Here is a 24,848-nt window from a genome sequence, read left to right on the forward strand (position 1 = left end):
CCTTTTTATTATGTCGATAGGATGTGAGCGGCCGATGGTAATGAGCATGACAGGATTTGGGAGAAGTAAAATAAAATCAGTCGATTGTGCAGTTATTGCAGAAATGAAGTCGGTCAATCATCGGTTTAGTGAATTTCAAATAAGAATGCCAAGACAGTTGATGAAGATTGAAGATAAAATAAAAAAGAAACTGTCAAAATACATACAAAGAGGCCGAGTCGAACTATTTATTACAATCGAAGGCGAAGATCTCGTACATCGCACGCTCCAAGTGGACTGGAAGCTTCTAGACGAATTCGTTCATATAATGGGGGAAGCTTCAGAAAAGTACGGACTGTCAGGAAAGCCTGATTTAAAAGACCTGCTGCAGCGTCCGGATTTCGTTGTCATCGAAGAACAGGAAGAGGAGAACGCGGCACTAGAAGAACTCGTTCTTGAGGCCGTTACATCGGCAGCGTGTCATTTATATGAAATGCGCCGGACAGAAGGAAAGGAATTGAAGAAAGACCTGCTTCTTTTGTCGGTGGACTTAGAACAAAGGCTGCACGAAATTAAAAGAAGAGCACCTCTAGTCGTTGAAGCCTATAGACAACGGCTTGCACGCCGAATGAATGAAATGGCAGCAGTCCATTTAGATAGGGATCGATTGGCAGCAGAAGCCGCTATATTTGCAGACAAATCGGACATACATGAAGAGTGTATCCGGCTTGAAAGCCACATGCAGCAGTTTCGTCAGACGCTTGAACATGAAGGGCCTATCGGGCGTAAGCTGGATTTTATGATTCAAGAGATGAATCGTGAAGTGAATACGATCGGTTCGAAAGCAAATGATTCCGCAATCAGTTCAGGTGTTGTTGAGCTGAAAACAATTCTTGAAAAAATGCGGGAGCAAGTGCAGAATATCGAATAAGCAAGGCTATATGTTTATGAAAAGCTTCAGATTGTAGACAAAGTTCATTTTTACGCACACCAGGCAGGCGGTCAGTCATTGAAGAAAGCGTTTATCAACAGTCTGTCATGTTTATAAAAAAGCTTTTATAATGGAGGGGCAGTATGTCCATTCGATTAATTAATATCGGATTTGGCAGTATCGTATCAGTGAACAGAATTGTAGCCATCGTCAGTCCGGAATCGGCGCCGATGAAGCGGCTCGTGCAGGAAGCAAGAGAGGCAGGAACGCTCATTGATGCTACGCATGGAAGAAGGACGAGAGCAGTGCTTATTATGGATAGTGATCACATTGTTTTATCTGCTGTCCAGCCGGAAACGGTTGCCCAGCGAATATTCTCCAAAGAAGAAGTAACTGAAGAAGGGCAGGGAAAGGCATGAAAGAAAAAGGTTTGCTGATTGTTTTATCGGGGCCTTCTGGAGTGGGAAAAGGAACGGTAAGGAAAGAAGTCTTCTCACAGCCAGATGTAAGTTTTGAGTATTCCATTTCAATGACAACACGTGCACCGCGTGCGGGAGAAGTGGACGGAGTCGACTATTTCTTTAAGTCAAGAGAAGAGTTTGAAGGGTTAATTGCTGAAGGAAAACTGTTGGAATATGCAGAGTTTGTTGGCAATTATTACGGTACTCCTGTTGACTACGTTAGGGAAACTCTTGATAACGGCAGGGATATCTTTCTAGAAATTGAAGTGCAGGGAGCTCAACAAGTGCGGGAAAAGTTTCCAGAAGGGTTGTTTATTTTCTTGGCACCACCTAGCCTCTCTGAACTTCATAGCCGCATTATTACTCGGGGAACTGAAAGTGATGAAGTCATTCAGGGGCGGATGGACAAAGCCCGCAAAGAAATTGAAATGATGAATCTGTATGATTATGTTGTAGAAAATGATAAAGTAGAAAAAGCGTGCGCTCGCATACAATCCATTATTGTGGCGGAACATTGCCGCAGAGAGCGCGTACAGCACCGTTACAAAAAAATGTTGGAGAGTGATTAAGATGTTATATCCATCCATTGATAATTTACTAACAAAAATTGATTCTAAATACTCATTAGTGAGCATTGCTGCTAAACGTGCCCGCAGCCTTCAAGAAGGCGATTCTTCGCCAATGTTGGATTCCTATGTTTCCCACAAATATGTCGGCCGTGCGCTTGAAGAAATTTATGCAGATCAGCTGACAATGAAAGAAAAAGATAAAGACGAAGTTTACACGGACGAAGTATAAAGTAATGAAGAATAACAACCTTTGGAAGGTTGTTATTTTTTTACTGATAGAAACAATCGAACGAAAGCAGCGGTATGGCTGCCTTGTTTCAACAAAGAATGGGAGGATTCACCATGTTGAGTGAAAAGAAGATTCTGCTATGTGTAACTGGTGGAATTGCTGTTTATAAAGCGGCTGCCCTGACGAGTAAGCTAGTGCAGGCAGGGGCCCAAGTGAAGGTCATCATGACTTCATCGGCCCGTGAATTTGTGACACCGCTCACTTTTCAAGCATTGTCACGAAACGATGTATATACCGACACATTTGATGAAAAGCACCCTGAAGTGATCGCGCACATTGATTTAGCAGACTGGGCTGATTTAATTTTGATCGCACCAGCTACAGCGAATATCATTGGCAAGCTGGCCAATGGAATTGCGGATGACATGATTTCTACAACGCTGTTAGCGGCTACAGCACCTATTTGGGTAGCGCCTGCGATGAATGTTCATATGTATGACCATCCGGCAGTGAAAAAAAATCTTGCCGTACTGGCTGACTTTGGCTGGCAGTTTGTCGAGCCTAGCGAAGGATACCTTGCCTGTGGATACGTTGGCAAAGGCCGTTTAGAGGAACCTGAAAACATAGTCAAGTTAATGGAAGCGTTTTTCAAGAGAAAAGAAGAATTGCCGCTGAAAAATAAAAAAGTGGTTGTAACGGCGGGGCCAACGCGGGAAAGCATTGACCCGGTCCGGTTTTTAACGAATCATTCGACTGGAAAGATGGGCTATGCCTTAGCAGAGGCAGCCCGTGATATGGGTGCTGAAGTGTATTTAATATCAGGGCCAGTCACGATTCATCCGCCGGCAGGAGTACAAGTAAAACATGTCCAAAGTGCAGAAGAGATGTACCAGGCAGTCATGGAGAAGTTTTCAGAGAGTGATATTGTCATTAAAACGGCTGCGGTTGCTGATTACCGGCCAAAAGTGATCCATGAAGAAAAAATGAAAAAGCAAGAAGGCGGCTTAGTCATTGAAATGGAGCGTACGCGGGATATTCTAAAGACACTAGGGGAAGAAAAAACGCATCAAATGCTTATTGGTTTTGCTGCCGAAACGACGAATGTGGAAGAATATGCTAAAAAGAAACTGTACACGAAGAATGCAGACATGATCGTGGCTAACAATGTGAAGGCAGCCGGTGCAGGATTTGGCGGTGATACGAATATCATCACCATATTCAAAAAAGATGGATCTCGTAAAGACTTTGACTTAATGACGAAAAAAGCAGCTGCAAGAGAAATTTTGCAAGAGGCAGCCGCCGACTTTAAAAAGGGTGAAAGTGAATGCAAGTAGCCAGTGTCATCGTTGATGTAGCAGCGATGCAGACCGACAAAGCATTTGACTATACCATTCCAGAAAAATGGACAGGGATCATTCAGCCTGGCATGAGAGTCGTCGTTCCGTTTGGTCCAAGAAACATTCAAGGCTTTGTGACGGAAATAAAAAGCGGATCCAGCGTGAAGAAACTGAAATCAATCATCGAGCCAATGGATTTACTGCCGGTGTTAAACCAAGAGCTGCTTGAACTAGCCGATTGGCTGACAGAAACCACTCTATGCTTTAAAATTTCAGCTTATCAGGCGATGCTGCCTGCAGCGATGAAGGCGAAATATGAAAAAGTATTTCGGCTGAGGGAAGGAGCTTCCCTCGTTCATCAAGAGGTTGCCAGTCTATTTAATAAGCGGGATGAAACGACGTGGGAGGAAGCAGAGGAAGCAGGCATGCTTCAGTCTCTGCGGCAGGAAGTAAAAGCGGATCGGATTGAGCTTGTCTATAAAGTCAAAAGCAAAGGAAAGAAAAAGAGTATACGCGTGATTGGCCGCTCTTTATCACAGGAAGAACTGGCTGAATGTCTGGAAACATTCCCGGTCAATGCCCGGAAACAGAAAGATGTATTGCGTTATTTCATGGATATTAGTACACCTCTTTCAGCAAAAGAAGTTATGGATCAAACGGGGGCCTCAAACAGTACGTTAAAAAGTCTGATTGAAAAGGGGTTTTTATTCGAGCGCCATCAGGAAACATATCGCGATCCCTATGAAAATAGAAACTTTGCGCGAACAGAACCGCTTCCGCTGACTGCTCAACAACAAGAAGTGATTATTCCGATTCTCGATGCAGTCGAAGAGGTTCGGCACGAAACATTTCTGCTTTATGGAGTAACAGGCAGTGGAAAAACCGAGATTTATTTACAATCGATCCAGCGGGTATTGGAAAAAGGCAAAGAAGCGATTGTTCTCGTTCCTGAAATTTCGCTGACACCGCAAATGGTTCATCGTTTTAAAGGTCGTTTTGGCGACGATGTCGCTGTCTTGCACAGTGGCTTGTCCACAGGCGAAAAATATGATGAATGGCGAAAAATTCAGCGGAAAGAAGTGAAGGTAGTCGTCGGTGCCCGTTCCGCGGTGTTCGCTCCTTTTGAAAACTTAGGCATTATTATTATTGATGAAGAGCATGAAACAAGTTATAAGCAAGAAGAAAATCCTCGTTATCATGCAAGGGAAACGGCGATAAAAAGAGCAGAATTCTATCAATGTCCCGTTATTTTAGGCAGTGCGACCCCGTCTTTAGAGAGTTTTGCCCGCGCGCAAAAAGGAGTGTATCATCTTCTCACTCTTCCAAACAGAATGAATAATCAACAGCTTCCGGACGTGAAAATTGTTGATATGCGCGAAGAACTGCGAAATGGCAACCGATCAATGTTTTCACGTGATCTATTTGAAAAGCTGACGGATCGGATTGAAAAAGGAGAGCAGACGGTTCTCTTCTTAAACCGCCGAGGCCATTCCTCATTTATTATGTGCCGTGATTGCGGATACGTCGCCGGATGCCCGCATTGTGATATTTCGTTAACGTACCACCGGCACAGTTATCGAATGAAATGTCATTACTGCGGTTTGGAAGAACCTGTGCCTTCGAGATGTCCCGAATGTGAGAGTGAGCATATCCGTTATTTTGGTACGGGTACACAAAAAGTAGAAGATGAACTTGGCAAACTGCTCCCGCACGCAAAAGTGGTGCGTATGGACGTGGATACGACGAGCCGTAAAGGTGCTCACGAACAGCTGCTTCGACAATTTGAAGAAGGAAAGGCGGACATCTTGCTTGGAACGCAAATGATCGCTAAAGGGCTTGATTTTCCTAATATTACGCTTGTCGGGGTATTGAGCGCGGACACGATGCTTCACATTCCTGATTTCCGATCTTCAGAAAAAACGTTTCAGCTGCTGACACAGGTCAGCGGACGGGCAGGAAGGCACAAGCTTCATGGGGAGGTAGTCATTCAGACATACACCCCGGAACATTACAGCATTCAGCTGGCCGGTAAGCAGGATTACGATCAGTTTTACAACCAGGAAATGATGATGAGGAAGCTCGGGAATTATCCTCCGTTTTATTATTTGGCTCTTGTGACTGTCAGCCATGAAGATGTGATGACAGCATCTCGTGTAACAGAAAAAGTTACTCAATATATTCAAGGGCATATATCGAAAGAGGCGATTACTCTTGGACCCGTCGCTTCCCCCATTCCCCGGATCAATAATAGATATCGTTACCAATGTTTGATAAAATACAAACGGGAACCAAAATTAAATGAAGTGTTGAAAACAGTGATGGAACATTATACGAAACAGCAAAAGGATAAAAGTTTACAAGTGACTGTAGATGTGAATCCTTTTATTATGATGTAGAATAAAGTGTTGCACGACTGAGAAGACCAGGGAGGATTATTTTTGGCACAATTACCAATCGTGTGTTACCCGGATGCTATTCTTGAAAAGAAATGCGAGCCGGTTACACAATTTGATAAAAAGTTAAGAAAACTCATAAAAGATATGCATGAAACGATGATCGCTGCAGATGGAGTCGGACTAGCAGCTCCTCAAGTTGGAATAGATCTGCAGGTGGCTGTTGTAGACATTGAAGATGAACACGGATTGATTACGCTCATAAATCCTGTTATTGAAGATACGAAAGGAAGCGAAACAGATATTGAAGGGTGTTTGAGCTTCCCGGGTTTGTACGGTCAAGTGACACGTTCCTCTTATGTGAAAGTGAAAGCACAAGATGTGAAAGGGCGCTTTTTTATATTAAAAGCAGAAGGATTTTTAGCCCGGGCGATTCAGCATGAAATTGATCATCTTCATGGCGTGTTGTTTACGTCAAAAGTAGAGCAATATGTATCTGAGGAAGAATTAGAGATGGGGGAGATGTCATGACGAGTCTTGTGTTTATGGGTACACCTGACTTTTCTGTTCCGGTATTAAAAACATTAATCGAAGACGGCTATTCGATCTTAGCGGTTGTCACTCAGCCGGATCGGCCGGTCGGCAGAAAGCGAGTACTGACACCTCCTCCAGTGAAGGTTGAAGCAGTAAAACACGACATTCCCGTCCTTCAGCCGGAGAAGTTAAGAGAATCGGAAGAATTGCAGCAAATCATTGGGCTGCAGCCGGATGTGATTGTTACAGCCGCATATGGCCAAATTCTGCCGAATGAACTGTTAGAAGCGCCGAGGTTTGGCTGTATCAATGTTCATGCTTCTCTGCTTCCGGAACTGCGTGGTGGAGCGCCTATTCATTATTCCATTCTGCAAGGGAAGGAAAAAACGGGTATTACAATTATGTACATGGCAGAAAGGCTGGATGCGGGGGATATCATCAGCCAGGCAGAGGTTATAATAGAGGAAACAGACCATGTCGGCAGTCTGCATGATAAATTAAGTGCAGCTGGTTCTGCATTATTGTCAGAAACATTGCCAAGACTTATCGAGGGTAAAACAAACCCAGTGAAACAGGATGAGTCAAAAGCAACGTTTGCTTCAAACATAAAACGGGATCAAGAAAAAATTGACTGGTCAAAAACGGGAGAAGAGATTTATAACCATATCCGCGGGCTGCATCCGTGGCCAGTTGCTTATACGACGCTTGACGGTCAAGTGATGAAGATATGGTGGGGAGAGAAAGTACAAGCGGTGAAACGAGCAGAGCCGGGAACGATCATTGAAATAGCCGAAGATGGTTTTGTTGCAGCAACCGGCAGCCAAACGGCGATTAAAATAACCGATTTACAGCCATCTGGGAAAAAACGCATGTCTGCGGAGCAATATTTGAGAGGGGCCGGTTCCGGATTAACCCTTGATCAGAAATTAGGAGAATAAAATTAACATGAATCAAAAAAAGAAACAAGTGCGGGAAATCGCCCTTGACCTGCTTGAAGCGGTGGAAAAAAATCAATCATATAGCAATTTACTGCTCCATTCCGCGATTGAAAAACACGATCTGCCGGGCAGAGACGCTGGACTTTTGACCGAAATCACGTATGGAACGATTCAACGAAAGTTAACATTAGATTTTTATTTAGCTCCTTTTATTAAAAAGAAGCTTGAGCCGTGGGTGCGGCAGCTGCTTCGTCTTTCTTTATATCAGATGGTCTATTTAGACAAAGTACCAGAGCGTGCCGTTATTCATGAGGCAGTGGAAATTGCTAAAAAAAGAGGACATAAAGGGATTGCAGGGCTCGTTAACGGGATTCTTCGCTCTGTGCAGAGAAATGACCTGCGCAGTTTTGAGGCCATAAAGGATGAGGCTGAGCGGATTTCGGTTGAAACGAGTCATCCTTTGTGGCTCGTTAAACGGTGGTTACGTCAATTTGGAGCGGAGAAAACGAAAGAAATGTGTGCGATGAATCTAACTGCACCGATGCAGACGATCCGTGTGAACGAAACGAAAGCAAGCCGGGAAGAAGTGCTGCAAAGATTGTGGGAAGAAGGATTCGAGGCAGAACCGAGTGACGTCCTGCCGGAAGGGATCCGTATTTTAAAAGGGAACGCAGCCCGTTCCAATGTATTCGAAAGCGGCTTAGCTACGATTCAGGATGAAAGTTCGATGATCGTTGCCTATGCACTCGATGCACAGCCCGGCGAAGTTATTCTTGATGCTTGCGCAGCGCCGGGCGGCAAGACGACTCACATAGCAGAGAAGTTAAATAATAGCGGTGTTGTGACCGCTCTGGATTTACACGAACACAAAATTAAGCTTATTAGGCAAAATGCAGACAGACTCGGGTTAACGAATATTGAAGCAAAAGCGTGGGACAGCCGAAAAGCAGAAGAGATGTTTGAACCGGAGAGTTTTGACCGGATTTTAGTAGATGCGCCGTGTTCAGGGCTTGGTGTTTTGCGAAGAAAACCCGATATCAAATACGTAAAAGAAGAGAAAGACTTATCTGCCCTTCAAACGATACAGCTAGCTATTTTATCTGCGGCGGCACCGCTTTTAAAAGGCGGCGGTGTACTTGTTTACAGCACGTGTACAGCGGATGTCGAAGAAAATGAAGGAACAGTTAAAAAGTTTCTGGAAACCCATACTGATTTTGAACCAGAAGTGCTCACCAGCCTGCCGCCTGTCATACAGACGATGGCAGACAATCATATGCTCCAGGTTCTTCCACAGGACTTTGGCGGAGACGGATTCTTTATCAGCAAACTAAGAAAGAAGGTGCAATAATGGAGCAAGCAACAACAACGAGAGACGAAGCAGGAAATGAGCAGCAGCTCCCATCCATTTACTCATTGCAGCTGCAGGAGTTAAAGGATTGGCTGAAGGAAAATAATGAAAAGCCGTTTCGGGCAGAACAGATTTTTGACTGGCTATATAAAAAAAGAGTCTCCTCCTATGAAGACATGTCTAATTTGTCAAAAACGCTGCGAGAAAAACTTGCTGCACATTTTAAAATGACAACATTAAAAACATTGATTCAGCAAGAATCTTCAGATGGCACCATCAAGTTTTTATTTGAGCTTCATGACGGCTATTCGATTGAAACTGTTTTAATGCGCCACGAATACGGCAACTCTGTTTGCGTGACTACACAAGTCGGCTGTCGTATCGGCTGTACGTTTTGTGCTTCTACGCTTGGCGGATTAAAGCGCCACTTGGAAGCAGGAGAAATTGTGGCGCAAGTCGTAAAAGTACAACAGGCACTTGATCAAACAGAAGAGCGTGTCAGCTCCATTGTGATTATGGGGATCGGGGAACCATTTGATAACTATGATCAGATGCTTTCCTTCTTGAAAATCATCAAACATGAAAAAACATTAAACATTGGCGCACGCCACATTACTGTTTCGACGAGTGGAATTGTTCCAAAAATTTATAAGTTTGCAGATGAGAATATGCAAATTAATTTTGCGATCTCTCTTCATGCTCCGAATAATGAACTGCGGACGAAGCTGATGCCGATCAATAAGGCATATAAATTGTCAGATTTAATGGAGGCTGTTCGATACTATGTGAATAAGACAGGCCGCCGTGTCAGCTTTGAATACGGTCTATTCGGAGGGGAAAATGATTCTGTTGAACATGCCATCGAGCTGGCGCAGCTAATAAAAGAAATTAAGTGCCACGTCAATTTAATTCCAGTCAACTATGTACCGGAGCGCAACTATGTTCGTACTCCGCGAAACAAAATTTTTGAATTTGAAAAGACGCTGAAAGATCATGGTGTCAACGTAACGATTCGCCGTGAGCAGGGCCACGATATTGATGCGGCCTGTGGACAGCTGCGAGCGAAAGAACGTTCAGAAGAAACGAGGTGAGCCCCTATGATTTCTGTCTTTCGGACAGATAAAGGCCGAGTCCGCCCCTACAATGAAGACCATGGCGGAGTATTTGCAAATGCAGCGGGTGACCGCCTAGCCATCGTTGCTGATGGGATGGGCGGCCACAACGCAGGAGATGTGGCAAGCCAAATGGCCATTGAGGCGATGAAATCACAATGGATGCAAATCGACCGGATTCAAACAGCGAGTCAGGCAGAACAGTGGCTGAAAACAGCGATCTCAGAAAGCAATGGCAAGGTATTAGAGCATTCCCAAAATTTTTCTGAATGCAGCGGTATGGGCACGACGCTTGTAGCTGCTGTGTGTACGGCTGGTTTTTGCACCATTGCTAATATTGGAGACAGCCGCGGCTACTTGTTTAATGAGAGCGGTCTTGCTCAAATTACGGAAGATCACTCACTCGTAAATGAACTCGTCAAGTCAGGTGAAATTACGAAAGAAGAGGCGGAGCATCATCCCCGCAAGAATGTATTAACCCGCGCACTTGGCACAGAACCAAATGTAGCGGCCGATTATTATACAGTTATGTTTGAACAAGGGGACTCGCTCCTGCTTTGTTCAGACGGCTTATCCAATAAACTGGCACAGCAAGAAATGCAGCAGATTTTGGAAGCAACGATTTCCATTGAGGAAAAAGCCGAATCTTTCATCCAAATGGCAAATGAAAATGGCGGGGAAGATAATATTACCCTTGTTATTCTCGAACATTCTGCTGGCCTTGAAAGCGAGTGAGAGCAACATGTTAATTGGAAAGCGATTAAGCGGCCGCTATAAAATCATCAAAATGATTGGCGGCGGCGGAATGGCCAATGTATATTTGGCACAGGATATCATTTTGGAAAGAGAAGTCGCTATTAAAGTACTGCGGCTTGACTTTGTGAATGAAGATGAGTTTCTGAGACGCTTTCAAAGAGAGGCACAATCCGCCACAAGCCTTGTTCATTCCAATATAGTGAATATTTACGATGTAGGAGAAGAAGAAGGCATTAATTATATTGTCATGGAGTACGTGGAAGGGATGACACTAAAGCAGTACATTCAGCAGCACTCTCCTATTCCTGTGGAAAAAACAATTGATATTATGAAGCAGCTTGTTTCAGCGATTGCCTTTGCTCACCATAATTCTATTATTCATCGAGATATTAAACCGCATAACATATTAATGGATCAAGATGGAAATGTAAAGATAACGGATTTTGGCATTGCCATGGCATTAAGTGCGACATCGATTACCCAAACGAATGCTGTTCTTGGATCTGTCCATTATATTTCTCCCGAACAGGCTCGGGGCGGCATGGCTACAAAAAAGTCCGACATATATGCGTTAGGCATCGTCATGTTTGAGCTGCTGACGGGTCAACTTCCATTTTCTGGTGAGTCCGCTGTGTCTGTTGCTTTAAAACACTTGCAGGCTGAAACACCATCTGTGAAAAGGTGGAATCCAGCTATTCCGCAAAGCGTGGAAAATATCGTTCTCAAAGCGACAGCGAAAGACCCATTTCATCGATATGAAAGCCTAGAGGAGATGGGACAGGATTTAACCACTGCGCTGGATCCAGACAGAGTAAATGAAGAGAAATTTTTTATTAGGGAAGATGAAGAAAAAACAAAAGCGATTCCTGTCATTACAAACAGCGGAACCCCGGAAGATCTTGATGCGACCATTGTTCGGCCGGCAGGATCAACAAACGGACAGGAGCAGCAGGAGACAGAAAAAGTAACGAAAAAAAGAAAAAAATGGCCGATCATTTTGCTCGTTTTTGCTCTAATTGCTGTTTTATCGATAGCGGCCGCCGTTCTCGTTCCTTCTTTGCTCGGTCCAAAGGAAGTAAGTATTCCAGATGTCAGCGGCAGTCAGCTGGACGAAGCGGTATCTGAGCTTGTAACAAAAGGGTTTAAAGTCGGTGAAACAAAACAACGGTTTAGCGATCAAGTGGCAGAGGGGACCGTCATTAAAACGGTTCCAGCGGCTGGCAGAATGATGAAAGAAGGAAGTACTGTAAATATTTACATTAGTTCAGGGAAAGAAACCGTCACTTTTGCTGATCATCTCGGCAAATCCTTTGATGAAGTAAAAGAGGAGCTTGAAAAGGCCGGCTTTAAAAGCATTCAGCAAAACGCCACACATGACGAAAGTATAGCTGGTACGATTATTGATCAAGACCCAGCCCCAGAAACGACTCTGATTCCTGAGGAAACAACTGTTACGTTTACAGTCAGTGAGGGACCTGAAAAGATATCGCTGATTGATTTAACTGATTACAATGAAAAAAGTTTAAAAGACTATGCTGCTTCTACTGGTTTGAATATTGTAATCGTGCGTGAAATATATTCAGATATAGTCTCAAAAGGACTTGTGATCTCTCAATATCCGGACCGGGGTGCCACACTCGATAAAGGTGATGAGGTGCAAGTAACGATTTCTAAAGGTAAGAAGGAAATCCCTCCGAAGACGGTCTCCAAAGAAATTATTATTCCTTACGAGCCGGATGAAGGGGATGAGCCTCAGGAAGTGCAAATTTATATAGAAGATATGAATCACAGTATGACAGAACCGTTTGAAGTGTTAACGATTCAGGAAGACTTAAAGAAAACATTAGAATTTATCGTAACAAAAGAAAACAAAGCGGGTTATAAAGTGATTCGTGACCAAAGGGTTATTATTGATGAAACCATTCCTTATCCGGAAGATGCAGAGGAAACAAGCGCAGAAGAAACTTAAGGAGGAATCCCATGCCTGAAGGAAAAATAGTGAAAGCACTGAGCGGATTTTATTACGTAGCGGATGGCGGGCGTATCCTTCAATGCCGGGGCAGGGGTGTTTTTCGAAAACGAAAAGTATTCCCGCTCGTCGGTGATTTTGTTGAATACCAGGCGGAAAACGACTTAGAAGGATACATTTTGGCGATTGAAGAAAGAAAAAATGAACTCATCAGGCCGCCGATCGCAAATGTAGATCAGGCGATTCTTGTTTTTTCCGCTGCCCGGCCCGATTTTAGTCCGGCTTTACTCGACCGATTTCTCGTTTTAATTGAATCAAAGCAAATAGAGCCGCTCATTTGTATTACGAAAATCGATCTGTTAAATGAAGAAGACGAAGCTGCTATTACACGTTATGCAGACGATTATCGTTCGTTCGGCTATAAAGTCATTCTGACATCTTCAGAGAAGCTTGCCAATCTCGAGGAGTTAAGCAGCCATTTACAAGGAAAGACATCTGTTTTTGCCGGACAATCCGGGGTCGGCAAATCATCATTATTAAATGCGCTTAAACCGGAATTGGAGTTAAAGACAGATGACATTTCTGAATCTCTCGGCCGAGGGAAGCATACGACACGGCATGTGGAATTAATCAGTGTTGAAAATGGTCTGGTAGCTGATACTCCAGGCTTTAGTTCTTTGGAATTAACGGAAATTGAGGCTGAAGACTTGCCTTACTATTTTCCAGAAATGGCGGAAAGAAGCCATTCGTGCAAATTCCGAGGCTGCTTACACATCAATGAACCGAAATGTGCAGTGAAAGCGGCTATTGATGCAGAGGAAGTACCCCTGTATCGATATGAACATTATTTGCAATTCATGGATGAGATTAAAGAGAGGAAGCCGAGGTATTAATATGGTGAAAATAGCCACTTCCATTTTATCAGCGGATTTTGTCAAACTAGGGGCGGAGATTAAAGAAGTAGAAGCCGGCGGGGCTGACTGGATTCATATTGATGTAATGGACGGGCATTTCGTACCTAATATTACAGTTGGTTCATTTATTGTAAAAGCGATTCGTCCGATTACGAAACTGCCCTTAGACGTTCATTTGATGATCGAAAATCCGGACCTTTATATTGAAGCATTTGCTAAGGCTGGTGCCGATTATATTACTGTGCATGCGGAAGCTTGTGCGAACCTGCATCGAACGATTCAAACGATCCGTTCGGCTGGAGCGAAGCCGGGAGTTGTGTTAAATCCAGCGACGCCGGTCCATGTGCTCCAATCAGTGATAGAAGAGGTTGACCTTGTCGTTTTAATGACTGTCAACCCTGGATTTGCCGGCCAGCCATTTATTGAATCAGTCATCCCGAAAATAAGGGAAGTAAAAGAAATGATTGAATTAAAAGGATTAGATGTTTTGATTGAGGCAGACGGCGGTGTAAACGTAAAGACAGCCAAGTTTTGTACAGAGGCAGGCGCGGACGTATTAGTGGCCGGGTCAGCAGTGTATGGAAAAGCAGATCGGAAGCAGGCAATTGCTGACATGAGACAATCAGCAGCTATATAAGAACAAATAAGGAGGTTGACTCAAAAGTGTCTGACTGTCCCGATAATATACAGCATATTGTTGGAGCGGAGGCTGACGCTTTCGTTGAGTCAACCTCTGTTTTTTTAGAGGGGGAAAAGAGATTGAAAGTGATCGTAGCAGCCGGCGGGCCAGAGAGAGAACTGGCTGATGTAGAGAGGTTTAATCGAGAAGGTGTCTACTGGATAGGAGTTGATCGGGGTACGCTGTATTTATTGAATAGAGGGATTCAGCCCCAGGCAGCATTCGGTGATTTTGATTCTATTTCCGCGGAGGAATGGGACTATATTCAGCAGAAGGTAGAAAACATACATACGTTTCCCGCTGAAAAGGACGAGACAGATTTGGAGCTGGCTTTACGGTGGGCTGCTACGCTTAAACCGCAGACAATCATTATTCTTGGTGCAACAGGCGGCAGGCTAGATCATTTTTTTGGTACAGTCAGTTTGCTTACGAACTGTCAAGGGTTATTCCAAGAGATCGAAATCGAAGTCATTGACCGCTTAAACTGTTTGGCGATTTACAGACCGGGCAGGAAAAACGTATACAAAGACCTGGATTATAAATATTTTTCATTTTTTCCTATTACCAATGAAGTGACAGGTTTTACGCTGGAAGGATTTAAATATCCGCTCGCTAATCATACTGTCCGGTTAGGTTCAACGTTGTATACAAGTAATGAATTGAGAGAAGAAAGTGGTACTTTTTCGTTTACAGACGGCATATTAATGGTGATAAGAAGTTCCGATAATTGAAGCAGCTTTAAATTGGAGGGGTGGCAATCATGAAATTTTATACCATTAAACTGCCTAAGTTTCTCGGCGGTCTTGTCCGGGCGATGCTCGGAACACTGAAAAAGTGAAGGCAGGCCATAACAGGAGATAGATAAAAAAACAGAAAAAACCGGCTGTTGACAGCCGGCTTTTTCTGTTAAAAAGTATTATACGCGCTCTACTTTTCCGGATTTTAATGCTCTTGCAGAAACCCAAACACGTTTAGGCTTGCCATCTACTAAAATGCGAACTTTTTGCAGGTTGGCCCCCCAAGTACGCTTATTGGCGTTCATAGCGTGGGAACGAGTGTTGCCGGAACGAGCTTTACGGCCTGTTACAACACATTTTTTTGGCATATTATTCACTCCTCACCGTTGAAGCTGAAAATAAAATGGTTTCAACACTTCATGATATTCTAAAAGATACCTTAATAATTTACCATACAAATTTTTTAATTGCAACAGTTCTTATTAAGTCTTTCAAGAAAAATGCCTTGACAAGATGTGGGACGGGCTGAAAAGGGGTTGTCCCAATAGCAGTTCCTTTTAAAACAGTAATAAGTATAGTAAAATGTTTGTAGCTTAGAACCAATTTTAAGGGGGAGTCCCAATGGCTATTGAGCTTAGAACCAAGTATGGACAAATTGATATTTCAAACGATGTAATCGCCATGATTGCCGGCGGCGCAGCCGTTGACTGCTACGGAATTGTAGGAATGGCGTCCAAAAAGCAAATAAAAGATGGAATTACTGAAATTTTACGGCGGGAAAATTTTACCCGCGGTGTCATCGTCCGTCAAGAAGAAGAACGGGTGTTTATCGATATGTATATCATTGTCAGCTATGGAACAAAAATATCCGAAGTAGCCAATAACGTACAGTCAAAAGTGAAATATACACTTGATCAGACAGTCGGTCTCTCCGTTGATGCAGTCAATATTTTTGTGCAAGGGGTTCGGGTAACGAATCTGTAGTTGTTAAGGAGGAAAGGTTTGTGTCAATTACTTCATTAGATGGAAAGCGGTTTGCCAGTATGGTGGCCATGGGGGCTGCTCATTTATCAGCCCATGCGGATATGGTAGATGCGCTGAATGTATTTCCTGTTCCAGATGGAGATACAGGAACCAATATGAATTTGTCTATGACGTCTGGAGCAAAAGAAGTACAGCAGAACACAAGCAGCCATTTCGGAAAAACCGCAGCGTCTCTATCAAAAGGGCTGCTTATGGGAGCACGCGGCAATTCAGGCGTGATTTTGTCTCAGCTGTTTCGCGGGTTCTCTAAAGCGGTTGAGAATAAAATGGAAGTAACAAGTGTGGAGCTCGCTCAAGCTTTCGAAGCAGGTGTTGAAACAGCCTATAAGGCTGTTATGAAGCCGGTGGAAGGAACCATTCTGACTGTCGCAAAAGAAGCGGCAAAAAAAGCCGTTCACTTTTCAGAAAGTCAAACAGATGTGATCGCTGTAATGGAAGCGCTCGTTGAAGAAGCAAGGGCTTCATTAGCACGTACACCTGATCATCTGCCTGTATTGAAAGAAGTGGGTGTTGTCGACAGCGGGGGACAGGGGCTGCTGCTTGTATATGAAGGATTTTTAGCGGAACTCAAGGGAGAAGGCCTGCCAGAGAACGCGGGAATCATGATAAGTATGGACGAGCTGGTTAGTGCAGAGCATCATAAAAGCGTTCAAAGTTTTATGGATACGGCTGATATTGAGTTTGGCTATTGTACAGAATTTATGGTTCGTTTTGAAGAAGATAAAGTGAAAAACAACCCATTTTCAGAAGAGAAGTTTCGAGCTGATTTAAGTAAGTATGGAGATTCTCTGCTCGTTATTGCAGATGATGAAATAGCTAAAGTGCATATTCATTCGGAACAGCCGGGAGAAGTGTTAACTTACGGTCAGCAGTATGGAAGCTTAATCAACATGAAGATAGAAAATATGCGCCAGCAGCATAGTAATATTATTGACCGTCCGAACAAAGTGCCGGCGGCAGCGGCTGTACAAACGGAAAAACAGGAAATTGGGATTGTTGCTGTCTGCATGGGTGAAGGTGTGGCGAAGCTGTTTGAAAGTATCGGTGCATCTGTCGTTATTGAAGGCGGACAAACGATGAACCCGAGTACAGAAGATATCGTGAAAGCAATTGAAGAAGTGAATGCCAATAAGGTCATTATTTTACCGAACAATAAAAATATTATTATGGCAGCGGAACAAGCAGCACAAGTAGGGAAGACAGAGGCAGTTGTCATTCCTTCCAAAACAGTTCCACAGGGAATGACCTCATTGCTTGCTTATAATCCTGAAGCGGATCTTGAAGAAAATAAGTCGGCTATGACAGCAGCCCTTGCTCATGTGAAAACAGGCCAAATCACCTTTGCTGTCCGTGATACGAATATTGACGGCATTGAAATTGCCAAAGGTGACTTTATGGGCATTGCTGATGGAAAGATTTTGTTAACAGATAAAAATAAAATAAATGCGGCAAAACAACTGCTTCAAGCGATGCTGGATGAAGAATCAGAAATCATCACGATTATTTACGGAGAAGATGCTTCACAAGAAGAAGCAGATGAAATTGCTCATTTTATTGAGGAGCACTTCGAAGAGGCAGAAGTAGAAATTCATAGTGGCGGGCAGCCGCTCTATTCTTTTATTTTAGCTGTAGAATAACCTAGGAAGGGGGAACCCTTCCTTTTTGTGCATTTTTTTGCTGTCCATAGTAAAATAAAGAGAATAGACGTTTATTATCAATGATGATTCATGAGCTCAGGCGGTGTTTGAGGGTGGACAGCCGCTGCTAAAAGGATTGTATCAGAAAGAAATCAATTGAAGGGGGCGGCAAGGTGAAATACAAAAGTGTATTTGACATTATCGGACCAATTATGATCGGACCTTCAAGTTCCCATACAGCGGGAGCGGCCAGAATTGGCCGGGTGGCAAGAAGCTTGTTTGGAAGGGAACCGAAGTGGGCAGTGATTTCTTTTTACGGTTCCTTTGCCCAAACATTTAAAGGTCATGCCACGGATGTAGCGATTGTCGGGGGTCTTCTTGATTTTGATACATGCGATGAACGAATTAAGGATGCAGTGGAAATTGCCGAGAAACGGGGAATGAACATCCAGTTTATAGCGGAACAGAGTGTGCCGGCTCATCCGAATACAGCCAAGATCCGCATCGGAGACGATCGATCAGAATTAGAGCTGATTGGCATTTCAATCGGAGGCGGCAAAATTGAAATCATTGAATTAAACGGATTTGAACTGAAACTTACCGGACATCATCCTGCTATCCTTGTTATCCATGACGATCGATCGGGAACCATTGCAACTGTTTCTAATAAATTGGCGCAGCACGATATTAACATTGGACATATGCAAGTTTCTCGAAAAGGCGTGGGGAAAATGGCTTTAATGACCATTGAGGTGGATCAGGCGATTAGTGAAGAGATTCTCAACGAAATCCGCCGTTTGCCCCATATTACGCAAGTAGTCAGAATAGCTGATTAATAAGCCCCTAATATAAAGCGGAAAACAGGAGGGATCGGTTTGTTTAAAAATATAGCTGAGCTCGTCATGTTGGCTGAAAAAAACCAGAAGAAAATTTCTAGCATGATGATTGAACAGGAAATGCAAGTATCGGGCAGGTCCCATAAAGAAGTGATGGAGCTAATGGGGAAAAACTTAGATGTCATGGAACAGGCGGTAGAGCGCGGTTTACAAGGCGTTCAATCTCTTTCGGGTTTGACGGGGGGAGATGCGGTGCTGTTGCAGCGGTATATACAACAAGGCAATACATTATCGGGCACGCTTTTGCTTGATGCTGTCAGTAAAGCGGTAGCCACGAACGAAGTAAATGCGGCTATGGGCACGATTTGCGCCACACCGACGGCCGGCAGCGCAGGCGTTGTACCGGGTACGTTGTTTGCCGTTCAGGAGAAGTTTAAACCATCCCGTGAGGAAAAGATTCGCTTTTTGTTTACAGCGGGAGCTTTCGGTTATGTTGTCGCTAATAATGCATCCATTTCAGGTGCTGCTGGAGGTTGTCAGGCAGAAGTAGGATCCGCATCAGGAATGGCAGCAGCCGCAGTGACAGAAATGGCAGGCGGCACACCAGCGCAATGTGCAGAGGCAATGGCGATCACGCTAAAAAATATGCTTGGATTAGTTTGTGACCCAGTTGCCGGACTTGTGGAAGTCCCTTGCGTGAAAAGAAATGCAATGGGGGCTGCTAATGCTCTTGTTGCAGCTGATATGGCTCTTGCCGGTGTGACGAGCCGGATTCCTTGTGATGAAGTCATTGATGCTATGTATAAAATAGGCCAAACGATGCCATCCGCCCTACGGGAAACAGCTGGCGGCGGTTTGGCCGCTACACCTACCGGGCGTAAATTGGAGGAGAAAGTTTATGGAACACCGCTCCACCCTCGTCAGTAATCCGTCGCCGCTTATGCAGCCGGTAGACACATTGAAAGGAGTCGGCAAGGAAACAGCTCTATCATTGAACGGTCTTGGTATCTATTCAATCCAAGATTTGATCGAGTTTTTTCCTTCCCGCTATGAAGACTATCGGCTCAAAGACTTAGCGGATGTCAGTCATGAAGATCGTGTGACAGTAGAGGGGAAAGTACACAGTCAGCCATCTGTTATGTTTTATTCAAAGAAAAAATCGCGTTTAACGTTTAAAGTGCTTGTTGGCCGCTATTTAGTCAACGTGACTTTTTTTAACCAAACGTATTTAAAAAGCAAGGTTCATATAAATGATACAGTAACGATTACCGGAAAATGGGATAAACATCGGCAGACCATTGCCGGCCAGCAAATTCATACAGGTCCGCACAATAAACAAGGTGATTTTGAAGCTGTTTATTCATTGAAAGCGACCCTTTCACAAAAGGTATTTCGCAAATTCGTTGGACTTGCGCTGTCTCAGTATAGTGAATACTTAGAAGAAACTCTTCCAGAATATCTTCTTTGTCAATACAAATTATTAAATCGGCGGGATGCCCTTCGTTCGCTCCATTTTCCAGCATCCGAATCTGAGATGAAGCAGGCAAAGCGGCGTTTTGTCTTCGAGGAGTTTCTTTGTTTTCAACTGAAAATGCAGGCGCTGCGCAAGTTTGAAAGAGAACACTCCAAAGGGACGGTTCAGGCTTACGATAATCATAAATTGAAGCATTTTATCCAGTCTCTGCCCTTTACGATGACAAACGCGCAAAAAAGAGTAGTGAATGACATTTGTGCTGATATGAAGTCTCCCTATCGGATGAATCGGCTGCTGCAGGGGGATGTCGGCAGCGGCAAAACGGCAGTAGCTGCTGTTTGCCTGTATGGGAGTGTCACAGCAGGTTTTCAAGGGGCGTTGATGGTGCCGACTGAAATACTTGCTGAGCAGCATGCAGAATCACTGGGCCAATTGTTTGAATCAATGGATGTTAATGTCGCCTTGCTGACGAGTTCAGTCAAAGGAAAGCGCAGAAAGGAACTATTGACACGTTTGGAATCAGGGGAAATTGATATTTTAGTCGGCACGCATGCGCTCATCCAGGATGATGTCAATTTTCACCGTCTCGGCCTTGTTATTACAGATGAACAGCATCGATTCGGCGTTCAGCAGCGTCGCATTCTCCGTGAGAAAGGAGAAAGTCCTGATGTGCTCTTTATGACAGCTACACCGATTCCTAGAACGCTTGCCATTACTGTATTCGGAGAAATGGACGTTTCCATCATTGATGAAATGCCAGCGGGGAGAAAAGAAATCGAAACGTATTGGGCAAAAGAAGAAATGCTTGATCGTGTTCTTGGTTTTATGGAGAAAGAATTAGTAAAGGGGCATCAGGCATATGTCATTTGCCCGCTGATAGAAGAATCTGAAAAACTAGATTTGCAAAATACGCTCGATGTCCATGCTCAGCTCGTCCAATACTTTCATGGCCGCTATGGAGTGGGATTGATGCACGGGCGGCTTTCAGCTGAAGAAAAGGAAGCGGTGATGAAAGCTTTTACGGAGCAGAAAATCGACATTCTTGTGTCTACCACAGTTGTAGAAGTCGGTGTTAATGTGCCAAATGCGACAATGATGGTCATTTATGATGCAGAACGGTTCGGCCTTTCTCAGCTCCATCAGCTGCGGGGCCGTGTCGGAAGGGGCAGCGCGCAGTCGTATTGTATTCTGCTTGCCAATCCGAAAACAGAAATCGGCCAGGAACGAATGAAAATTATGACTGAAACGAATGATGGTTTCGTTTTAAGTGAAAAAGATCTGGAACTAAGAGGACCGGGTGATTTCTTCGGCAAAAAACAAAGCGGTCTGCCAGAATTCAAAGTGGCTGATATGGTGCATGATTACCGGGCGCTTGAAGTAGCAAGGGAAGATGCCAAACGGCTGATTGAATCCGATGCTTTTTGGAAAGAGAAAGAGTACGAGGTGCTCCGCCGCCAGCTTGATAAATCGGGAGCATTATCAGGAGAGAAATTGGATTAAACTAGAATATAGAATGCAAGTTTTTCCTTGCATTCTTTTTTTTTAACTTTTATACTACTGTTAGTACCTAGTCCTAATATCGGATGGTGTGAGATCATGAGGCGTACAAAAAAAGAGAGACAGATACAGTTACAGGAAACGATTGCAGATAATCCTTTCGTAACGGACGAAGAACTAGCGGAACATTTTCAAGTGAGCGTGCAGACGATCCGGTTAGATCGGATGGAATTGTCCATTCCGGAGCTGCGTGAAAGAATTAAGCACGTAGCAGAAAAGAAGCTAACGGATGAAGTTCGTTCGCTGCCGATTGAAGAAGTCATCGGTGATGTTATTGATATTGAACTTGATAAGAGTGCAATTTCTATATTTGATGTAAAAAAAGATCATGTATTTGTTAGAAACGGAATTGCTAGAGGGCATCATTTATTTGCTCAGGCGAATTCCCTTGCTGTGGCCGTCATCAATGATGAGCTTGCTTTAACCGCTAAAGCAAATATTCGCTTTACACGATCTGTTCGTGAAGGAGAGCGTGTGGTGGCAAAAGCACGGGTAGTAAATGTAAAAGCGGGGAATGAGCGCACAATAGTGGAAGTGAGCAGTTACGTCGGACAGGAACTTGTATTTCAAGGGGATTTTACGATGTATCGCTCCAATAACAGAGCAGGGGATGAAATGATATGAAAATTGCGGTAGATGCTATGGGCGGCGATCATGCACCGAAGGAGATTATTCTAGGTACGAATCAAGCACTAGCGGAAATACAGGACCTAGAAGTGCTGATTTTTGGTGATGAAAATAAGATTGCCCCCCATATCATACCGAATAGCCGGGTGAAGGTTATACATACAGAGGAAGTTATTCTTGGAACAGATGAACCGGTGCGGGCGGTGCGCCGTAAAAAAAGCGCCTCGATGGTGATGATGGCACAAGCGGTCGCTGATGGAGAAGCGGACGCTTGTGTTTCTGCTGGAAATACAGGCGCTTTAATGGCTGCCGGTTTGTTTATTGTCGGTCGAATTGATGGTATTCAGCGCCCAGCTCTAGCCCCTACATTGCCGACTGTGGACGGAAAGGGATTTGTCATGCTTGATCTTGGTGCGAATGTCGATGCGAAGGCAGAGCATTTGCTTCAATATGCGATGATGGGTTCCATTTATGCGGAAAAAGTAAGGGGCATGGCGCGTCCGCGTGTTGGTCTTCTGAACATTGGAACAGAAGAGAAAAAAGGGAATGATTTAACAAAAGAAGCTTTTCAGCTGCTCAGCAGGCAAAAGGACATTCATTTTGTTGGGAATGTGGAATCCCGCGATTTATTAAACGGGGCCGCAGATGTGGTTGTAACAGATGGGTTCACTGGGAATATGGTGTTAAAAGCCATCGAAGGAACGGCTTTGTCCGTTTTTTCCATGTTGAAATCGGCCTTGACATCTTCTCTAAAAGCAAAAATTGGAGCAGGTTTGCTCAAAAGTGAGCTTTATCAATTAAAAGATAAAATGGATTACACGGAATATGGAGGTGCTGGATTATTTGGTTTGAAAGCACCGGTCGTTAAAGCGCATGGTTCGTCAAATGCCAATGCGTTTTATAATGCATTAAAGCAAGCATATACGATGGCAGAAGCAAATGTGCCTTTGAAGATTGCGGAAGCAGCAAATGCGATGTCATCACCGATAAGTGAGGAGGAATAGAAAATGGGGAAAATTGCGTTCGTCTTTCCGGGACAAGGATCACAAGCGGTGGGAATGGGAAAATCGCTTGCTGAGGATTACGAGGAAATCGGCGGGTTATTTGCAGCCGCTGATCGTAAATTAGGTTTTTCATTGAGTGAATTGATGTTTAATGGGCCAGAGGAGAAGTTGACATTAACGATGAATGCTCAGCCGGCGATTTTGGCGGCAAGTATAGCGGCTCTGAAAATATTTGAAAAAGAAGGCATCACGCCTGATTTTGTTGCCGGCCACAGCTTAGGAGAGTATACAGCACTTACCGCTGCCAAGGCCCTTACATTTGAAGATGCCGTCTATGTCGTACATAAGCGCGGCCAGTTTATGGAGCAGGCTGTACCAGCCGGAGAAGGAACGATGGCAGCTGTGCTTGGAATGGATCGTGAGCTTTTACAAGAAATAGCAGAAACTGTAACAGCGTCTGGTGAAGCGGTCGGCCTTGCTAATTTAAATTGTCCAGGCCAAATTGTTATTTCGGGAACGAGAAATGGTGTAGCTCAAGCGGGAGAGCTGGCAAAAGAAAAAGGAGCGAAACGGGTGCTTCCATTGAACGTCAGCGGTCCTTTTCATTCTTCATTAATGAAGCCGGCAACAGAACAGTTGGAAAAAGTGCTCGATGAAGTAGAAGTCAAAGACTGCGAACCGCCGCTTATCGCTAATGTAGATGCTCAGGCCGTTGTACAAGCAGCAGATATTCGTAAAAAATTGCTGCAGCAGCTGTACTCTCCGGTTCTATGGGAAGATAGTGTAGAAGCGCTGATTGAAGCGGGTGTCGATACATTTATTGAAATTGGTCCTGGAAAAGTTTTATCGGGCCTGATCAAAAAAATTAACCGTCAAGTCACAACATATGCTGTTCAAGACGCAGCATCTATTCAAGAAACAGTTAAAGCATTAAAGGAGGCGGCACAATGAAATTGGATGGAAAAACAGCTTTAGTCACAGGTGCATCGCGCGGGATCGGCCGGGAAATTGCGCTTGAACTCGCTCGTGCAGGAGCAGACGTTGCGGTCAATTATTCTGGAAGTGAAACAAAGGCAAATGAAGTAGTAGCGGAGATTACAGCGCTTGGACGCAAAGCATTTGCCGTACAATGCAACGTGTCTGATAGTGAGTCTGTTGCAGAGATGGTTAAACAAACAATTGAAGCATTTGGAAAAATTGACATCTTGGTCAACAACGCAGGCATCACACGCGATAATTTGCTTATGCGTATGAAGGAACAAGAGTGGGAAGATGTCATTGACACGAATTTAAAAGGTGTATTCCTTTGCACGAAAGCGGTCACGCGGCCAATGATGAAACAGCGAAACGGACGGATCATTAACATTGCATCTATTGTGGGTGTATGTGGAAATCCAGGGCAAGCAAACTATGTTGCTGCAAAAGCCGGGGTAATCGGCTTGACAAAGAGCGCAGCCAAAGAGCTTGCTTCCCGCGGCATCACAGTTAATGCATTAGCGCCTGGTTTCATTACAACAGATATGACAGACGCTCTGCCAGAAGAAGCCAAAGAAGCGATGCTAAAGCAAATACCGCTTGATCGTTTCGGCGAGCCTGCAGATATCGCAAAAGCCGTTCTGTTCCTTGCATCCGACGACTCCAAATACATTACCGGCCAAACCCTCAACATCGACGGCGGCATGGTGATGTAAGAAAAGCGGAAGCGCCTTGATCAGCCCCGACAAGCAAATGTTCTTTTCCCGAGGAAGCCGCTCTTTGACTTCATTGGGAAAAGGTTATTTGA

Annotated in this window: 26 protein-coding genes; 25 read left to right on the top strand and 1 reads right to left on the bottom strand. The window is 44.2% G+C overall.

Annotation, left to right across the window (positions count from 1 at the left end):
• The first annotated feature begins 34 nt into the window (after positions 1-34).
• From QYG89_RS04495 to spoVM, 16 genes are all read left to right on the top strand, one after another.
• The gene (locus tag QYG89_RS04495; protein WP_404315003.1) at positions 35-910 is read left to right on the top strand and encodes a YicC/YloC family endoribonuclease; all 876 of its coding nucleotides are present in this window, start codon (positions 35-37) and stop codon (positions 908-910) included.
• A gap of 143 nt (positions 911-1,053) precedes the next feature.
• Positions 1,054-1,329 carry an extracellular matrix/biofilm regulator RemA gene (remA, locus tag QYG89_RS04500; RefSeq protein WP_404315005.1) on the top strand — a complete coding sequence of 92 codons (276 nt, stop codon included), beginning with the start codon at positions 1,054-1,056 and terminating at the stop codon, positions 1,327-1,329.
• A complete protein-coding gene (gene gmk / locus QYG89_RS04505; protein WP_404315007.1) occupies positions 1,326-1,940 on the top strand; it encodes a guanylate kinase in 615 nt (204 codons plus the stop codon). The genes remA and gmk overlap by 4 nt, the downstream gene beginning before the upstream one ends.
• Position 1,941: 1 nt before the next feature.
• Complete coding sequence (gene rpoZ, locus QYG89_RS04510) at positions 1,942-2,169, top strand: DNA-directed RNA polymerase subunit omega (RefSeq protein WP_404315625.1); 228 nt, start codon at positions 1,942-1,944, stop codon at positions 2,167-2,169.
• 113 nt (positions 2,170-2,282) lie between these two features.
• Positions 2,283-3,503 (top strand): bifunctional phosphopantothenoylcysteine decarboxylase/phosphopantothenate--cysteine ligase CoaBC, encoded by a 1,221-nt coding sequence (coaBC, locus tag QYG89_RS04515; RefSeq protein WP_404315009.1) that lies wholly within the window; start codon positions 2,283-2,285, stop codon positions 3,501-3,503.
• Positions 3,494-5,902 (top strand): primosomal protein N', encoded by a 2,409-nt coding sequence (priA, locus tag QYG89_RS04520; protein ID WP_404315011.1) that lies wholly within the window; start codon positions 3,494-3,496, stop codon positions 5,900-5,902. Before coaBC ends, priA begins: the two co-directional genes overlap by 10 nt.
• A 42-nt stretch (positions 5,903-5,944) precedes the next feature.
• Positions 5,945-6,430 (top strand): peptide deformylase, encoded by a 486-nt coding sequence (gene def, locus QYG89_RS04525; RefSeq protein ID WP_404315013.1) that lies wholly within the window; start codon positions 5,945-5,947, stop codon positions 6,428-6,430.
• Positions 6,427-7,371 (top strand): methionyl-tRNA formyltransferase, encoded by a 945-nt coding sequence (fmt, locus tag QYG89_RS04530; protein ID WP_404315015.1) that lies wholly within the window; start codon positions 6,427-6,429, stop codon positions 7,369-7,371. Before def ends, fmt begins: the two co-directional genes overlap by 4 nt.
• Before the next feature lie 7 nt (positions 7,372-7,378).
• Entirely contained in the window at positions 7,379-8,719 is a 1,341-nt protein-coding gene (gene rsmB, locus QYG89_RS04535; RefSeq protein WP_404315017.1) for a 16S rRNA (cytosine(967)-C(5))-methyltransferase RsmB, read from the top strand.
• Positions 8,719-9,810 carry a 23S rRNA (adenine(2503)-C(2))-methyltransferase RlmN gene (rlmN, locus tag QYG89_RS04540; protein ID WP_404315019.1) on the top strand — a complete coding sequence of 364 codons (1,092 nt, stop codon included), beginning with the start codon at positions 8,719-8,721 and terminating at the stop codon, positions 9,808-9,810. Before rsmB ends, rlmN begins: the two co-directional genes overlap by 1 nt.
• A gap of 6 nt (positions 9,811-9,816) precedes the next feature.
• The gene (locus QYG89_RS04545; protein WP_404315021.1) at positions 9,817-10,566 is read left to right on the top strand and encodes a Stp1/IreP family PP2C-type Ser/Thr phosphatase; all 750 of its coding nucleotides are present in this window, start codon (positions 9,817-9,819) and stop codon (positions 10,564-10,566) included.
• Positions 10,567-10,573: 7 nt separating this feature from the next.
• The gene (pknB, locus tag QYG89_RS04550) at positions 10,574-12,556 is read left to right on the top strand and encodes a Stk1 family PASTA domain-containing Ser/Thr kinase (RefSeq protein WP_404315023.1); all 1,983 of its coding nucleotides are present in this window, start codon (positions 10,574-10,576) and stop codon (positions 12,554-12,556) included.
• 11 nt (positions 12,557-12,567) lie between these two features.
• Positions 12,568-13,449, top strand: coding sequence for a ribosome small subunit-dependent GTPase A (gene rsgA, locus QYG89_RS04555; protein ID WP_404315025.1), 882 nt, complete (start codon positions 12,568-12,570; stop codon positions 13,447-13,449).
• A 1-nt stretch (position 13,450) separates the two neighbouring features.
• Positions 13,451-14,107, top strand: coding sequence for a ribulose-phosphate 3-epimerase (gene rpe / locus QYG89_RS04560; RefSeq protein WP_404315027.1), 657 nt, complete (start codon positions 13,451-13,453; stop codon positions 14,105-14,107).
• 128 nt (positions 14,108-14,235) lie between these two features.
• Positions 14,236-14,880, top strand: coding sequence for a thiamine diphosphokinase (locus tag QYG89_RS04565; protein WP_404315627.1), 645 nt, complete (start codon positions 14,236-14,238; stop codon positions 14,878-14,880).
• Between the two features lie 29 nt (positions 14,881-14,909).
• Positions 14,910-14,987, top strand: a complete 78-nt coding sequence (spoVM, locus tag QYG89_RS04570; RefSeq protein WP_099098601.1) for a stage V sporulation protein SpoVM — start codon at positions 14,910-14,912, stop codon at positions 14,985-14,987.
• Positions 14,988-15,065: 78 nt separating this feature from the next.
• Here the strand turns inward: spoVM and rpmB are convergent, their stop codons facing one another.
• The gene (gene rpmB, locus QYG89_RS04575) at positions 15,066-15,254 is read right to left on the bottom strand and encodes a 50S ribosomal protein L28 (RefSeq protein WP_041099906.1); all 189 of its coding nucleotides are present in this window, start codon (positions 15,252-15,254) and stop codon (positions 15,066-15,068) included.
• A 253-nt stretch (positions 15,255-15,507) separates the two neighbouring features.
• On the opposite strand from rpmB, the gene QYG89_RS04580 reads away from it, so the two are divergent.
• The 9 genes from QYG89_RS04580 (at position 15,508) to fabG (ending at position 24,756) form a co-directional block, all read left to right on the top strand.
• Positions 15,508-15,870 (top strand): Asp23/Gls24 family envelope stress response protein, encoded by a 363-nt coding sequence (locus QYG89_RS04580; protein WP_404315029.1) that lies wholly within the window; start codon positions 15,508-15,510, stop codon positions 15,868-15,870.
• Between the two features lie 20 nt (positions 15,871-15,890).
• Entirely contained in the window at positions 15,891-17,567 is a 1,677-nt protein-coding gene (locus QYG89_RS04585; protein WP_404315031.1) for a DAK2 domain-containing protein, read from the top strand.
• A gap of 173 nt (positions 17,568-17,740) precedes the next feature.
• Positions 17,741-18,403 carry an L-serine ammonia-lyase, iron-sulfur-dependent subunit beta gene (gene sdaAB / locus QYG89_RS04590; RefSeq protein WP_404315033.1) on the top strand — a complete coding sequence of 221 codons (663 nt, stop codon included), beginning with the start codon at positions 17,741-17,743 and terminating at the stop codon, positions 18,401-18,403.
• Positions 18,404-18,442: 39 nt separating this feature from the next.
• Positions 18,443-19,330 (top strand): L-serine ammonia-lyase, iron-sulfur-dependent, subunit alpha, encoded by an 888-nt coding sequence (gene sdaAA, locus QYG89_RS04595; RefSeq protein WP_404315035.1) that lies wholly within the window; start codon positions 18,443-18,445, stop codon positions 19,328-19,330.
• Positions 19,302-21,377, top strand: a complete 2,076-nt coding sequence (recG, locus tag QYG89_RS04600; RefSeq protein WP_404315037.1) for an ATP-dependent DNA helicase RecG — start codon at positions 19,302-19,304, stop codon at positions 21,375-21,377. The genes sdaAA and recG overlap by 29 nt, the downstream gene beginning before the upstream one ends.
• 96 nt (positions 21,378-21,473) lie before the next feature.
• A complete protein-coding gene (gene fapR, locus QYG89_RS04605; RefSeq protein ID WP_404315039.1) occupies positions 21,474-22,058 on the top strand; it encodes a transcription factor FapR in 585 nt (194 codons plus the stop codon).
• Entirely contained in the window at positions 22,055-23,065 is a 1,011-nt protein-coding gene (gene plsX, locus QYG89_RS04610; protein ID WP_404315041.1) for a phosphate acyltransferase PlsX, read from the top strand. The genes fapR and plsX overlap by 4 nt, the downstream gene beginning before the upstream one ends.
• A gap of 3 nt (positions 23,066-23,068) precedes the next feature.
• Positions 23,069-24,016 carry an ACP S-malonyltransferase gene (gene fabD, locus QYG89_RS04615; RefSeq protein ID WP_404315043.1) on the top strand — a complete coding sequence of 316 codons (948 nt, stop codon included), beginning with the start codon at positions 23,069-23,071 and terminating at the stop codon, positions 24,014-24,016.
• Positions 24,013-24,756, top strand: coding sequence for a 3-oxoacyl-[acyl-carrier-protein] reductase (gene fabG / locus QYG89_RS04620; RefSeq protein ID WP_404315045.1), 744 nt, complete (start codon positions 24,013-24,015; stop codon positions 24,754-24,756). Before fabD ends, fabG begins: the two co-directional genes overlap by 4 nt.
• Positions 24,757-24,848 lie beyond the last annotated feature (92 nt).

It is taken from the genome of Bacillus lumedeiriae, from assembly GCF_044891285.1.
Lineage (GTDB): Bacteria > Bacillota > Bacilli > Bacillales > Domibacillaceae > Pseudobacillus > Pseudobacillus lumedeiriae.